13 protein-coding genes and 1 pseudogene are annotated in these 12,460 nt (G+C 67.8%); 9 read left to right on the top strand and 5 right to left on the bottom strand.

From position 1 onward, the window contains the following. Nucleotides 1–20: 20 nt before the first annotated feature. Nucleotides 21–779, bottom strand: a complete 759-nt coding sequence (locus IEX72_RS11415) for a potassium channel family protein (RefSeq protein WP_229663824.1) — start codon at nucleotides 777–779, stop codon at nucleotides 21–23. 228 nt (nucleotides 780–1,007) lie between these two features. On the opposite strand from IEX72_RS11415, the gene IEX72_RS11410 reads away from it, so the two are divergent. Then, nucleotides 1,008–1,616: an undecaprenyl diphosphate synthase family protein gene (locus IEX72_RS11410; protein ID WP_188787517.1), complete on the top strand. Its 609-nt coding sequence runs from the start codon at nucleotides 1,008–1,010 to the stop codon at nucleotides 1,614–1,616. A gap of 182 nt (nucleotides 1,617–1,798) precedes the next feature. Here IEX72_RS11410 and uppS read toward each other — a convergent pair whose 3' ends face one another. Continuing rightward, on the bottom strand, nucleotides 1,799–2,740 hold the full coding sequence (gene uppS, locus IEX72_RS11405; protein ID WP_188787516.1) for a polyprenyl diphosphate synthase: 942 nt from the start codon (nucleotides 2,738–2,740) through the stop codon (nucleotides 1,799–1,801). Nucleotides 2,741–3,056: 316 nt separating this feature from the next. Between uppS and serS the strand changes: the two genes are divergently transcribed. The 3 genes from serS (at nucleotide 3,057) to IEX72_RS11390 (ending at nucleotide 5,476) form a co-directional block, all read left to right on the top strand. Continuing rightward, nucleotides 3,057–4,439: a serine--tRNA ligase gene (gene serS, locus IEX72_RS11400; protein WP_188787515.1), complete on the top strand. Its 1,383-nt coding sequence runs from the start codon at nucleotides 3,057–3,059 to the stop codon at nucleotides 4,437–4,439. A gap of 110 nt (nucleotides 4,440–4,549) precedes the next feature. Beyond that, nucleotides 4,550–4,837, top strand: coding sequence for a HalOD1 output domain-containing protein (locus IEX72_RS11395; protein ID WP_188787514.1), 288 nt, complete (start codon nucleotides 4,550–4,552; stop codon nucleotides 4,835–4,837). A 66-nt stretch (nucleotides 4,838–4,903) separates the two neighbouring features. Continuing rightward, nucleotides 4,904–5,476: a DUF367 family protein gene (locus tag IEX72_RS11390; RefSeq protein ID WP_188787513.1), complete on the top strand. Its 573-nt coding sequence runs from the start codon at nucleotides 4,904–4,906 to the stop codon at nucleotides 5,474–5,476. Between the two features lie 24 nt (nucleotides 5,477–5,500). On the opposite strand, the pseudogene IEX72_RS11385 reads toward IEX72_RS11390, so the two are convergent. Further along, nucleotides 5,501–5,863: pseudogene (locus tag IEX72_RS11385) on the bottom strand (DUF5518 domain-containing protein). Between the two features lie 107 nt (nucleotides 5,864–5,970). Between IEX72_RS11385 and IEX72_RS11380 the strand changes: the two are divergent. Then, nucleotides 5,971–6,945 (top strand): NOG1 family protein, encoded by a 975-nt coding sequence (locus IEX72_RS11380; protein WP_188787512.1) that lies wholly within the window; start codon nucleotides 5,971–5,973, stop codon nucleotides 6,943–6,945. A 194-nt stretch (nucleotides 6,946–7,139) separates the two neighbouring features. On the opposite strand, the gene IEX72_RS11375 is transcribed toward IEX72_RS11380, so the two are convergent. Next, a complete protein-coding gene (locus IEX72_RS11375) occupies nucleotides 7,140–8,459 on the bottom strand; it encodes a TIGR00341 family protein (protein WP_188787511.1) in 1,320 nt (439 codons plus the stop codon). A 209-nt stretch (nucleotides 8,460–8,668) separates the two neighbouring features. Between IEX72_RS11375 and IEX72_RS11370 the strand changes: the two genes are divergently transcribed. Continuing rightward, nucleotides 8,669–9,370, top strand: coding sequence for a rhomboid family intramembrane serine protease (locus tag IEX72_RS11370; protein ID WP_188787510.1), 702 nt, complete (start codon nucleotides 8,669–8,671; stop codon nucleotides 9,368–9,370). Nucleotides 9,371–9,481: 111 nt separating this feature from the next. Beyond that, on the top strand, nucleotides 9,482–9,715 hold the full coding sequence (locus IEX72_RS11365) for a DUF7385 family protein (protein WP_188787509.1): 234 nt from the start codon (nucleotides 9,482–9,484) through the stop codon (nucleotides 9,713–9,715). A gap of 42 nt (nucleotides 9,716–9,757) precedes the next feature. Here the strand turns inward: IEX72_RS11365 and IEX72_RS11360 are convergent, their stop codons facing one another. Then, nucleotides 9,758–11,092 carry an RNB domain-containing ribonuclease gene (locus IEX72_RS11360; protein ID WP_188787508.1) on the bottom strand — a complete coding sequence of 445 codons (1,335 nt, stop codon included), beginning with the start codon at nucleotides 11,090–11,092 and terminating at the stop codon, nucleotides 9,758–9,760. 125 nt (nucleotides 11,093–11,217) lie between these two features. Here IEX72_RS11360 and IEX72_RS11355 point away from each other — a divergent pair, with 125 nt between their 5' ends. Continuing rightward, complete coding sequence (locus tag IEX72_RS11355; RefSeq protein ID WP_188787507.1) at nucleotides 11,218–11,961, top strand: AzlC family ABC transporter permease; 744 nt, start codon at nucleotides 11,218–11,220, stop codon at nucleotides 11,959–11,961. Further along, nucleotides 11,961–12,296: an AzlD domain-containing protein gene (locus IEX72_RS11350; RefSeq protein ID WP_188787506.1), complete on the top strand. Its 336-nt coding sequence runs from the start codon at nucleotides 11,961–11,963 to the stop codon at nucleotides 12,294–12,296. Before IEX72_RS11355 ends, IEX72_RS11350 begins: the two co-directional genes overlap by 1 nt. The last annotated feature ends 164 nt before the right edge of the window (nucleotides 12,297–12,460 follow it).

Raw genomic sequence — 12,460 nt, 5'->3', positions numbered from 1 at the left:
CGGCGCGACCGCACTGCCGGCTATAGCGACGCCGTCACCTGCTCCGCGCTCGCAACTTCCGGTACGATCACCTCGTCTGCGCCCGCGCGCCTGGCGAGCGACTCGTACATCCCGTCGCCGACCCGGACAACGAGCTCAACGGTCGGTGCGATCTGACTCGTCGCCATAGCGGTCTGGATGTTCGCGTTCGAGTCATCGATGGCGCACACGACCGTCGCCGCGCGCTCAACCCCCGCATCGGTCAGCGCGTGTTCTCGACGCGCGTCGGCCTGGACTGCGAGCAGGTCGTCGTTGGCCGCCCGCTGGAACTCCGACTCCTGGCGTTCGATCACCACAACCTCCCGCCCGGCGTCCCGGAGCGCCCGAGCGACGGTCTTGCCGAACGTCCCGTACCCGCAGACGATCGTGTGCTCGTGCGATTCCTCGATCTGTCGTTCCATGTTCATGCGTTTGAGCTCCGTTTGGATCTGCCCGCCGAACGCGGCGGAGAACACCGTCTCGCCGATCCAGAGCCCGCTAACGACAAGCCCCGAGACGATCACGACCGCGTACCCCTTCGCGGCCGTTTCGGGCCCGTCGTGCGCCTGGAAATGTAACTCAAGGCTCGTGGGATCGACGAGCCAGAATAGTGCGTCGACCACGCCGACGCCGTCGAGCGACGAAAACCCGACAACTCCGACAGCGACGACTGCTGCGAACGCAGCCACTGGCCGGAGCAGCCGGCCGACCAGCGGGCGGCGAACCGCGGCCCGAAGGCTCCCTCGGGGTGGCGAGCTCACGCCCCCAAACACCTCACAGTCCGATCCGCTGCACTGAATACGCGTTCTGTCGAGAGATACGCGTCTTTTCTCACGGTGATTGGTCTGTACTCCGGTAGAATATCTGTTCTCGGGTGTGATATTCTTTCTTATGACATTATCGTCCAGTACAGAGCCACCCGCCGGCCGCCACCGACGCCGACGGCTCCAACCCGGAGGCATATATTCCGCAAGCGGCCACAACCGATCGTGAGACTGTACGACCGGTACCTCGCTCTCCGCCACCGGCTCCACGACGCCGACGCGCCCGAGCACGTCGCGGTCGTGATCACCGAACGCGACCTGCTCGAACAGGGGGCGTACGCCACGTTCTCAGCGTTTCTGCGGTGGGCGTTCGAGTACGACGCCACGCGGGTCACCGTCTCGGTGAGCGTGCTCGACGAGGCGGTCGTGCCGACGCTCACCCGTGAACTCAAAGCGATCGACGCCCCCGAGCCGGTGGCGGTCCGGGGGCCGGAAGACACCGAACGCGCCGACGCGCCGATCCGGATCAACATCGGGCTCGGCGGCAAGCGGGAGTTCGCGGCCGCGGTCCGGAGCGTGGCCGAATCCGTCGCTGACGGCGACCTCGCGCCCGAGGACGTTGACGCCGACCGGATCGAGGAGCGGCTGGTGTTCGACGACGAGCCGGACCTGCTTATCAAGACCGGCGCCGAGCGGCTGTCGGACTTTCTGATCTGGCAGTCGGTGTACGCCGAACTCTACTTCACCGACGTGAACTGGCGGGACTTCCGCCGGCGGGACTACCTCCGAGCCGTCTTGGACTACCAGAACAGACAGCGGCGGTTCGGGCGATGACATCCTCCCCGGCGTGAACGCCGGGGTTTCCTCACGCTGGGGGTAGGACGGGTACTGTTCGGTGGATATTGCGGTCGGCGGGGTGGTACAGAGATGAGTGCGATCCCTTCTGTTCCCGCCCGCTGGCGGGGGATCGGCCGGCTGCTGGCTACCCGAACATGGCTGTCGGATCGAACCCGGACTCAGTCAGCACTCTCAACCGGCTCCGAGTCGCGCTGTCGCTCCAACTCCGCGGAGACCTCGCGGGCGCCGGCGGAGGGGAGTTGGCCCCGGAGCCGCCCCGCGACCGCGGTGGCGTCGTTGAGTTCGGTCCCGGCGACTGCCCGCAAGAGTGCGACGGCGCGTTCGGTCCGGGACTGCCGCCAGGACTCCTCGCGGGACTCGTAGGTCCGGAGCCCGCGGAGGAAGTCGGCTTTCGAGAACTCCGGCCAGTAGGGCGCACAGAAGTACGCCGCGGCCTCGTTGCCGTTGGCGTGCCACGGCAGGAAGTTCGAGGTTCGCTCGTCGCCGCCGGTCCGGATGATCAGGTCCACATCCCGGGTGGTGTGTTCCGCCAGCCGTCGTTCGACGGCGTCGGCGTCGACGTCCTCGGGCGCGAGGTCGCCGGCGGCGACGTCTTCGGCGACCTCCCTGGCCGCGCCCAGGAGCTCCGCCCGGCCGCCGTACGCCAGCGCGATATTCAGCCGGAGGCCGTCGTGCGCCGCAGTCCGGGATTCGGCGTACTCGACCGCCTCGCGGACCCGCTGGGGGAGCCGTTCGACGTCGCCGATCGCGCCAATCCGGACGTCGTTGTCGTGGACCCGGTCGGCGTCGGCGAACTCATATAGCTTCGACTCGATAAGGTCGAACAGCGGGTCGAGTTCGTCGTCGGGGCGGTCGAAGTTCTCGGTGGAGAAAGCGTACAGCGTCAGCTCCTCGATCCCGAGTTCCTCGCACCACTCTAAGACCTGCTCGGTTGTTTCGGCGCCCTCGCGGTGGCCGTCAGGGGCGTCGGCGCCGCGTTGCCTGGCGTACCGGCGGTTGCCGTCCTGGATGATCGCGACGTGGGCGGGCGCGGTCCCGAGCTGTTGGCGGAGCATCCGCTCGTACGCGCGAGTGAGACGTCGACGCAGCCAGGTCGCCATACGCGAGCGACTCCGTCGTGGGATATGTGTCTTTTTGTTATCCTCTTTCGATGGCGCGGCGCCGACCCTGTGTACTCATACTGTCGGCTATAGTCGCGTGACGTATTTCGACACCCCGGGGTGTCGAAAATCTTCACGTAGTCATAGCCGACAGTATCAAGCGATGGCCGGCCGGGAACCCGTCGGCGGGTGGGAGCAGAAGGGGCCCGGGGCGTCCGGAAGCGACGATCCCCCAGTTGCGACAGCACCATCCTCACGTGAGTAGATCTCTTACGGATGCGACACGGTTTTGCCGGATCCCGGCGAACCGCCGAGTATGATCGGGAGACAGTTCGTCCGTGAGAACCCGGAGACGGTTCGTGCGGCGCTGGAACAGAAGGGGGTCACCGACGTCGACCTGGATCGGATCCTCGACGTCGACGCGGAGTGGCGCGAACGCAAAGGGCGCGGCGACGACCTCCGTCACGAGCGCAACGAGATCTCCTCGAAGATTGGCGAGTTGAAAGCTGACGGCGATGAGGACGCCGCCCAGGAGGCCATCGAACGCTCCCAGGAGCTCAAAGGCGAACTTGAGGCGGTCGAGGCGCGCGCCGACGAACTCGAAGCCGAATTGGAGGCGGCGCTGCTGGAACTCCCCCAGATCCCCGACGACGACGTGCCGGTCGGCGAGGACGAGTCCGGGAACGTCGAGCGCCGCCGCGAGGGGTTCGACGACCTGCGGTCGCTTCCGGACCCGGTCGTTCCGCACTACGACCTGGGTGAGGACCTCGACATCTTGGACTTCCAGCGGGGCGCGAAGGTCGCCGGCGGCGGCTTCTACTTCACGAAAGGCGACGGCGCGAGGCTGGAGCACGCCCTCGTGCAGTTTATGCTCGATGTCCACCGCGAACAGGGGTACGTCGATGTATTCCCGCCGATTCCAGTCAATTCGCGGTCGATGGTCGGGACCGGGCAGTTCCCCAAGTTCACCGAAGACGCCTACCGGGTCGGCGGCCGCAACGGCGAGCCGTGGGACGACGACGACCTGTGGCTCTGTCCCACCGCAGAGGTTCCGGTGACGAACATGTACCGCGACGAGATCCTGCTCGACGACGACCTCCCGCTGAAGATCCAGGCGTACACCCCGAACTTCCGGCGGGAGGCGGGCGAACACGGCACCGAGACCCGCGGGATCGTGCGTGTCCACCAGTTCAACAAGGTCGAGATGGTGAACTTCGTCCCGCCAGCGGACAGCGAAGGGCGCTTCGAGGGGCTCGTCGACGAGGCCGAGGCGGTGCTCCGTCGGCTCGAGCTCCCCTACCGCATCCTGGAGATGTGTACCGGCGACTTGGGATTCACCCAGCGGAAGAAATACGACATCGAGGTGTGGGCGCCGGGTGACGACCTGGAGGGGGGTCCGGAGCCGGGCGGTCGGTGGCTCGAAGTCTCGTCGGTCTCGAACTTCGGCGCCTTCCAGGCGCGGCGCGCGGGGATCCGGTACCGACCCGAGCGCCACGAGTCCGCCGAACACCTCCACACGCTCAACGGCTCGGGGCTCGCCGTCCCCCGTGTCATGGTCGCAATCCTGGAGTACTACCAGAACGACGACGGGACCGTGACCGTTCCCGAGGCGCTCCGGCCGTACATGGGCGGCGCTGAACTCATCCAGGGCCACACCCCGGTCGGGGAGTCCGCGGTCGGGGACGGCACGCGGGAGTAGCCGGGGTGTTCACGGCTTAACGACGCGTTAACCACTAGATTCGGTTTAATCGGGCAAAAAACCGGTGGAGCTTCGACCTGTTTCTTGTCGGTTCCGCCCGGCCGCTCCGTATGCACAATACGGCTCGGGATGGCAACTGCCACGACGCCGGCGGGTGGGAGACTGTCGCCCACCACGACTTCGGCGGCACGACGGAACTCGACGCGACGATCGCCGAGGCGCTCGGCGGGCAGTGTCCGGAACAGCCGCTGTACGACGCCGTCGACGTCGAGCCCGCAGAGCGGTTCCTCGCGTCTGTCGGCGACGCAGACGCCAGCGTGGTCTTCCGCGTCGCCGGCCACGCCGTCCGGGTGACAGCCGACGGCCGAGTCCAACTCCGACAGCCCCTCTCGGAGTGAACACCCCGCGCCCAGTGTCCGGTCGCCGACGAACGGCTTTTTTGCCCGGCCGGCGTCGGATGCGGTGTGACTGCCGACGATCCGACGGGTGTTGCCGGCGCCGACGGTCCGAGGGTCGAGTCAGCGGACGCCGCGGCTCCGGCGCTTCACGTCCGGTACGAGGGCGACGACGACCCCGAGAAGTGCACGGCGCGGAAACTCGCGCGGTTCGATCTCGTTTCCCTCCACCGGTCGGACCGCAACACCCCGTACGGCGTCGTCCTGAATCCACACGCCGAGCGGGCGGTGTCGCCGGCGGACGCCGATGGGGGCCCACTCGTCGCGCTGGATTGCTCCTGGGAATCCGCGGGCGAGGCGCGGTTCTCCCTCCCCGGGGAGCACCGCGCGCTCCCGTACCTCGTGGCGGCGAACCCGGTCAACTTCGGGCGCCCGATGCGGCTGACCACAGTTGAGGCGTTGGCGGCCGCGCTCACCATCTTCGGCCACCGGGAGCGCGCTGCGACGTTGCTCGCGAAGTTCACCTGGGGACACACGTTCCTGGAACTGAACGACGAACCGCTCCGGCGCTATGCAGCGTGCGAGGACTCGGCCGACGTGGTCGCCGTCCAACAGGAGTACCTCAATCGAGGGACGGAGTGACTCGACTCGGTTCGGGCCGGGCGCTTACCGGCTGAACAGCCCGCCGATCGCGCCGCCGATGGCGCTGTCGATCGCGAACAGGAACGTGATGACGAGGCCGACGAGGAAGATCCCCGCTCCGCCGAGGATCCCGCCGAGGGGCCCGCCCACAAGCCCGATCACTCCGCCGAGTAACGCGGCGAGCACCGAAACTGCGATCCCTGATATCGACCCCGCGACCAGCCCGTTCCACGCGCCGTTGCCAACCCCGCTGGCGAGGTAGCCGGCGACGAATCCGCCGACGAGGCCGGCACCGACCTGTCCGACGACCGGGAGTCACAGGCCGAACGTGCCGACGACGAGCAACGCGACGAACCCGGTCCCGACGGCCCGCCAGTTCGTATCCATACCGACGGGGACGCGTTCGACGGAGAAAACCTTCGCGTATAGCCGGCGAGACTCGTAGACCGCCGAACGGACGCGCTTTTACCGTTCGGCGGTGTAGCGTGCGTACTATGATCTTCGAGTCCCTCCCGACGACGCCCCGGTCGGAGGAACTTCTCGACAAGGCGTTCTCGCGGGCGGCCCGTTCGGGCCGGTCGAAATCCGGGCTCGAAGCCCAGCAGTCCATGCTCCAGACGGCGTCGTCGATTCTCGCCGACAACCTCGAGAACGTGGTCACGCGGTGGCCCGATTTCGGAACCGTCGACACCTTTTATTATGAGCTCGCGGACGCGATTGTCGATGTTGACGAGCTCAGACAGAGCCTCTCGAAGGTGACGTGGGCCAGCCGCCAGGTCTGGCAGCTCCGCGAGGAGTACCAGCCCAAACTCCGGCGGACGGACCCCGACAAGGCGCGAAAACACCGGAAGCAGGCGTTTGCCCGGATGGCCGACGTGGTCGAGGAGGTCGGCGAGGACCTCGAACGGATCGGCGAGGCCCGGGACGCGCTGAAGACCCTCCCCGACATCCGGCCGGACGAGCCTGCGATCGTCGTCGCCGGCTACCCCAACGTCGGGAAGTCGTCGTTCGTCAACCGCGTGACCCGCGCCGATAACGAGATCGCACACTACCCGTTCACCACCCGGGGCGTCCACGTGGGGCATTTCGACCGCGACCGGATCCGTTATCAGATAATCGACACGCCGGGGCTGCTCGACCGGCCCGAGGAGGACCGCAACGACATCGAACGCCAGGCGGTCAGCGCGCTCGAACACCTCGGGGACGCGGTGCTCTTCATCGTCGACGCCAGCGAGGCGTGCGGCTACCCGTTGTCAGCGCAGTTGGCGCTCGGCGACGCCGTCACCGACCGGTTCGAAGAGCGGGACGTGCCGGTGCTCACAGTGAATAACAAGAGCGACCGGTCGCGGGACGTCGACGCCGACTTCCAGATGAGCGTTGAGGCCGACGAGGGCGTCGACAAGGTGCTTGAGGCTGCGGTTGACGCCGCGGCGTGGCGTCCCGACATCCCGCCGTCGCGGCAGGAGTAAGCGGTCGTGTCCGGGATTCGGCGGGCCGCCACGCCGCCGTGGGTCCCTCGGCCGTCTGTAGCGCGGTCCCACAGTCCGCGAGCAACACGGTGCCGCGACCGCCACAGCGCCGGGAAGGTTCATACCGCCCTCTGGACGAGAGTCGCGGTGAATGCGCGCGCGGCACAGGCAGCCCCCCGTGTCGTTCCGCCCCCTCACTCCGGGGGGCGGTCGACCCCAACGTACCTGATCTCCACGCGGATATCCTCGTGGCCGACGGGCCCGATCGGGTCGGGGGCAACCGCGGCCACCCGTTCGCGTATCCCGTTGCCGGCCGCGGGCGGCGACGACGATGGGGGGTACCCGACGGTCACAACCACTAGCCGCGGGGTCTGGAGCGGGAACCCCTCGTAGGTTACCGACAAGTCGATAACGGTTGACTCCGGCGGGAGTTCGGCCTCGATCGCGGCGGTCGCCTCGCTCTCGAAGTCGGCGGTCCGGTACGAACTGTACGTGAACGCCCCGAGCAGTCCGGTGAGGAGCAGGAGGACGATTGCGAGGGCGGCAACGCGCTTGATCGTCGTCGCACGCGCCTCGTCTTCGCGAAACCAGAGCCGCGGCCGGTAGCCGTACCGCCACAACACCACCAGGGCGACGAGGTTGATCGCGAGGACGTTCACGAGTACCAGCACCCCCGAGCCAAGGACCGTCGCGGGTTCGCCCCACGCGATACCGATCCCGACGACCGCGGTCGGCGGGACCAAGGCGGCGGCGATCATTACGCCGACGAGTGCGGAGGAGACGCCCGACGCCAGCGACACCGCCCCCGCGGCGCCGGCCCCCAGCGCGATCACGAGCGAGAGGACGCCGGGCGCGAGTCGCTCGCGGACCTCGCCGATCGCGAACACCTCCGCAGCGGACAGCGGGACCACGTTCGTCGTCCGGATCAGGAGCGCGAACGCCGCGGCGGCGCCGATCGCAACGACACCGCCGAGCGCCTGGAGTTTGATCCCCCGGAGCGCGAGGTCGGCGTCGTCGACGACGGTTCCGGCGCTCGCGGCCATTGCGGGACCAATGAGCGGCGCGATAACCATCGACCCAACCACCACCGCCGGCGAGTCGAGCAGCAGCCCCGCGGTGGCGACGATCGCGCTGAGCGCGGTCATGAGCACGTACGGCCGGACCGTCGGTGCCATCTCGCTCGCGCGGGCCACCAACTCCTCGCGGGCGATCCGGGTGCCGTTTCCGGGGTCTTCGTCGTCGGAGTCGTACCGTCCTTCGAGCGCCTCGAACCGTTCGGAGACGACTGTTTCGGCCTGGATCACGACAGTGTAGGCGTTGCGCTCGATGCCGACCTCGCGGAGCCGATCGAGGATCGGCTCCACCGCCGATGTCGGGAGCGGAAAAGTCACGACCGCGGTGTAGTCCCGCCCGCTGGTCTCGTCGGAGAGCGCGTAGTCGACGTCCTCCTCGTCGAGCACGCCCAGCACGGCCTCCCGTTTTCCGGTCGGAACCATAACCTGAACGAGTCGCACGTCCCCCGGTCACGCCCACCGAACAAGAATCCGGCGGGTGGGGGGTTGAAAGCGAACAGCCGGCACATCGCTCCCCGCGTCGGTGTGCCGGACACCCGCAATCCGACGCGGGGCGGTAGCTACGTCACGAGGGCTTTGGCCGCGGGGTCATATATAAACCTCCGCGACGCCCCAAACGCTCATACGCGCTCGCGTTCCACAGTTCGACGATGCGGCCGGTCTCGCCGTCGACGCTTATCGCCCCCTTCGAGAGCGGGGTCCGGACAGTCGTCGCACAGCACCGGTCGCTGTCGGCGCCGGTCACGGACCTGCTGGCGGTGGTGGTGTGTGGGGTGTACGCGGCCCAAGCGGTCCAGGCCGTCCGGTGGGGGGCACCCTCTGTGTACGTCGCGACCAACTACGCGTACCTCCGCGCGCCGTGGGTGGCGTGGCCGTTGTCGCCGCTGCTCCACGGCGGGCTCGTCCATGTCCTCCCCAACCTCCTCACACTGCTCGTGTTCGGACGGGTCGTCGAGGCCCACCTCACCACCCGCCGGTTCGCGGCGATGGCCGCGGTCGCCGCTGTCGGGTCAATCGCGGCGCTGGCGGGGTGGGGGCTGGCGTTCGGCTCCCGCCCCTACGTCGCGGCGTACGGCATCAGCGGCGTTGTGTTCGCGGCCGGCGGGTTCGCGGTCGTCCACCTGCCGTCCCACGACCGGGTGACGGACCTGGAGCTGCTCGCGGTTCTCTTCGGCGTGTGTGCGGTCGCCCTCGTCGGTGTTGAGGCGGTCGGAGCCGCGGTGTCGCTGTCGCCGGCGAGCGTCAACGTCGGCCACGCGGCCGGACTGCTCGCCGGCCTCGCGACCGCCGCCTTCGTCCGCGACTGTGCGGACGTGCCGGTCGTCGGTCGGTCACACGACGGCAACGGGTGAGGGCGGCGTCGTGAGCGCGAGCGTGATATCGACGGGCCAGGAGACGAACGGAGCGAGTCGGACGGCCCCTCGGGAGTAGAATTATGACGGGTCGACGCGTTCGTTCGGACGATGGAGGACAGCGAGTACGAGGAACTCACCTCGTCGTTGACGCCCCACGAGTCCGCGGGCGGGGTGACGACCTACCGGAACACCGTGAGCATCGCGTGTCCAGCGTGCGGCGATCCCTTCGACGACCTGGTCATCTGTGAGGACGACTACAACAGTTTGGAGCTGAGCATGCTGTTGGACCTCTGTGTAACCACTCACGAGGACGAGGTGCTGCTTTTCACCCACAAGCAGTAGCCCCCCAGCGGGCCACGGCAGCGCCCCGCGGAGCTACGGCGGCTATTCCCGAAGATCGATCCGCTCGGGCGGCAGTCCGCTCTCGTTGACGACGGTGCCGTCGTCGTCGAGGGTGACGACCCCGCGGTTGTTGACCGCGTGGGGATCGAGACCGACCTCCTCTAAGAACTGCTTGTAGAGCCGTTCGGCCGTCTCACCGTCCTTCTGGCGGTCGGACGCGCGGTCGCAGAGCGCAACGAGGTTCTCGGGCACGTCGTTCTCGTGGACAATCCAGTGGTTCAGCAGATCGGAGAGTCGCCGGATCGGCGAGGTGAAGTGGCCGTAGATGTCGAAATTGAGCGCGTAGTGGCCGCCGAAGGGGTCGTTCATATATTTCGCGCGCGGCATCACCTTCAGCACCGCCCGCTGGATCTTGTTCAGCGCGCGCTTCTCGGAGTTCTCTAAGGCGTCGTTGACCGCTTTCCGGGGGTCGTCCCACGACGCGCCGGAGATGTTGACGCCGCCTAAATCGTTGATCTCCCGGAGCGCGTCGTCCCACTGGTCGGGCGTGGGCTGCGGGTGGACCCGGTACATCGCCTCGACGCCGCGGTTCCACATCAGTTCGTGGGTGACGGCCTTGTTGGCCTTCAGCATACACTCTTCGATGATGGTGTGGGCGCGGTCGCGACTCGGGTTCAACACGAGCGATCCGTCCGCTTTCCGCTGTTCGTGGAGGGCCTCGGCGAGGTCGTAGACCAGCGTGTTCTCCTCGTGAAGCGGCGCGTCGGGGTCGTCGAGGCGGTGCTCACACTGAGTGTAGGTCAGCCGCTCGTCGGAGTGGATCACCGACTTGTAGATGTCGACGGACTCGAACGAGAGGGTGTCTTTCGCGATCTCCATCTCCACCGTGTGGGCCAGTCGGTCCTCCTCGGGAACGAGCGAACAGACCGTCTCCGCTAGGATCTGGGGGAGCATGTGCACCGTATAGCCGGGGAGGTAGACTGTGTTCCCGCGCTCGATCGCCTCCGCCCACATCTCGGAGTCGGGGTGTACGTAGTGGCTCACGTCCGCGATGTGGACCCACAGCGTGTAGGTCTCCGCGTCTTCCTGGATACTCAATGCGTCGTCGAAGTCCTGTGCGTCGACCGGGTCGGTGGTCCAGGTGGCCAACTCGCGGAGGTCCTGCCGGTCGGCGAGTTCCGCCTCGATCTCCTCGTGAACGCCCTCGGTCCGGGCTTCCGCCTCCGACCGAACCTCGGGCGGAAACCTGTCGCGGATCTCGAACTCCTCGAAGAGTTCCTCGCGTTTCTCCTGCAGCCGCCGTGCGAGGTCGGGAGAGACCTCGACGGGACCCTGCCCCTCGGGCGTCCCGGCCTGCGATTGTGCGTCGTTCGACATACCGGTTTGTTCTTCGGAGAGGTAGTTAGTGGTGTCGACAGGGACGGGTCGCGTGACTCGACCGCATCGGGAACCACCGTCGGCGAAACAGTAGCGGTTTACTCGCTCCGATCGGACTCCCCGGTGTGTCCCGTTCGTTTCCCCCCGCAGAAGCCCGTCGGGGCCTGCGCGACGTCGCACCCCTCTTGCTCGGCGTGGCCCCGTTCGGGGTCGTTGCCGGGGCGACCGCCGTCGACGCCGGACTGTCGCCGCTGCAGGCCATCGGGCTCTCCGCGGTCGTCTTCGCTGGCGCGTCGCAGTTGGCGGCGATCGAACTCCTCGGCGACAACGCCGCGCTCCTAGTGGTGGTAGCGACCGGCGTGGTGGTCAACCTCCGGATACTCATGTACTCCGCGTCGATCGCGCCGCATTTCCGGTCGTTCCACGCCCGGTGGAAAGCGGTCTGTTCGTACATCCTCACCGACCAGGCGTACGCGCTGTCGGTGGCGCGGTACACCGGTGTCGACGCCGACCTCAGCCCTGCGGCCCGGCGGCAGTATTATCTCGCGGCCGGAGGGTCGCTGTGGGTGGTTTGGCAGGTCTGTACGGTCGTCGGGGTCGTCGTCGGCGCGCGGGTGCCGCCCGCCTGGGGGTTGGAGTTCGCGGTGCCGCTCGTCTTTCTCAGCCTCCTGATTCCGGCGACGACGTCGTGGCCAAAACTCGTCGCGGCGGCGGTCGGCGGTGGGGTCGCGGTGGCGGGGACCGCGCTCGCGATCCCGCTCAACCTCGGGTTGATCGCCGGCGGGGTCGCAGGAGTCGTCGCCGGCGTCCTCGCCGACGGGCGGCTCCCGGGCGACGGGGACGACGCAGGGAGCGGAGGGAGCCACTGATGCCCACGGAGTACGCCTCGGCAACAGTGTGGGGCGTCGTGGTCGCGTTGGGGGTCGCCACCTTCGGGATCCGGGCGTCGTTCGTCTACCTGTTCGGGCGGATCGACGAGGTCCCCGACAGGGTGACGAACGCACTCGAGTTCGTCCCGCCGGCGGTGTTCGCCGCGCTCGCGCTCCCCGCGATCGTCGCGCCGGAGGGGGCGATCGCGATCGTCGGCAACGAGCGGCTCACGGCGGGGGTCCTCGCGAGCGCAGTGGCGTGGTACGTCGAGGACATCCTCGCGACCATCGTCGTGGGGATGGCCGCGCTGTGGCTCCTGCGGTTCGGAATCTGACAGTTCTGAAGCCGGATCCAGTTCCGACGGGGAGGCTACACGACACCGCAGATCAGGCCGGCGCGAACGATTTTCACGACCTCGGCAAGCGGATCGATGACATCCTCCCCGGCGTGAACGCCGGGGTTTCCTCACGCTGGGGGTATCGCTTACCCGCCCACGGA

The sequence above is a fragment of the Halobellus salinus genome (assembly GCF_014646875.1).
Lineage (GTDB): Archaea > Halobacteriota > Halobacteria > Halobacteriales > Haloferacaceae > Haloquadratum > Haloquadratum salinum.
This window is presented reverse-complemented; position numbering and strand designations above follow the sequence as displayed.

What these genes read in the sequence shown, in the direction of transcription:
- uppS (WP_188787516.1), bottom strand. Translation starts at nt 2,740, where the DNA reads ATGGCGACCTGGCTGCGTCGACGTCTCACTCGCGCGTACGAGCGGATG.
- serS (WP_188787515.1), top strand. Translation starts at nt 3,057, where the DNA reads ATGATCGGGAGACAGTTCGTCCGTGAGAACCCGGAGACGGTTCGTGCG.
- IEX72_RS11395 (WP_188787514.1), top strand. Translation starts at nt 4,550, where the DNA reads ATGCACAATACGGCTCGGGATGGCAACTGCCACGACGCCGGCGGGTGG.
- IEX72_RS11380 (WP_188787512.1), top strand. Translation starts at nt 5,971, where the DNA reads ATGATCTTCGAGTCCCTCCCGACGACGCCCCGGTCGGAGGAACTTCTC.
- IEX72_RS11370 (WP_188787510.1), top strand. Translation starts at nt 8,669, where the DNA reads ATGCGGCCGGTCTCGCCGTCGACGCTTATCGCCCCCTTCGAGAGCGGG.
- IEX72_RS11365 (WP_188787509.1), top strand. Translation starts at nt 9,482, where the DNA reads ATGGAGGACAGCGAGTACGAGGAACTCACCTCGTCGTTGACGCCCCAC.
- IEX72_RS11360 (WP_188787508.1), bottom strand. Translation starts at nt 11,092, where the DNA reads ATGTCGAACGACGCACAATCGCAGGCCGGGACGCCCGAGGGGCAGGGT.
- IEX72_RS11350 (WP_188787506.1), top strand. Translation starts at nt 11,961, where the DNA reads ATGCCCACGGAGTACGCCTCGGCAACAGTGTGGGGCGTCGTGGTCGCG.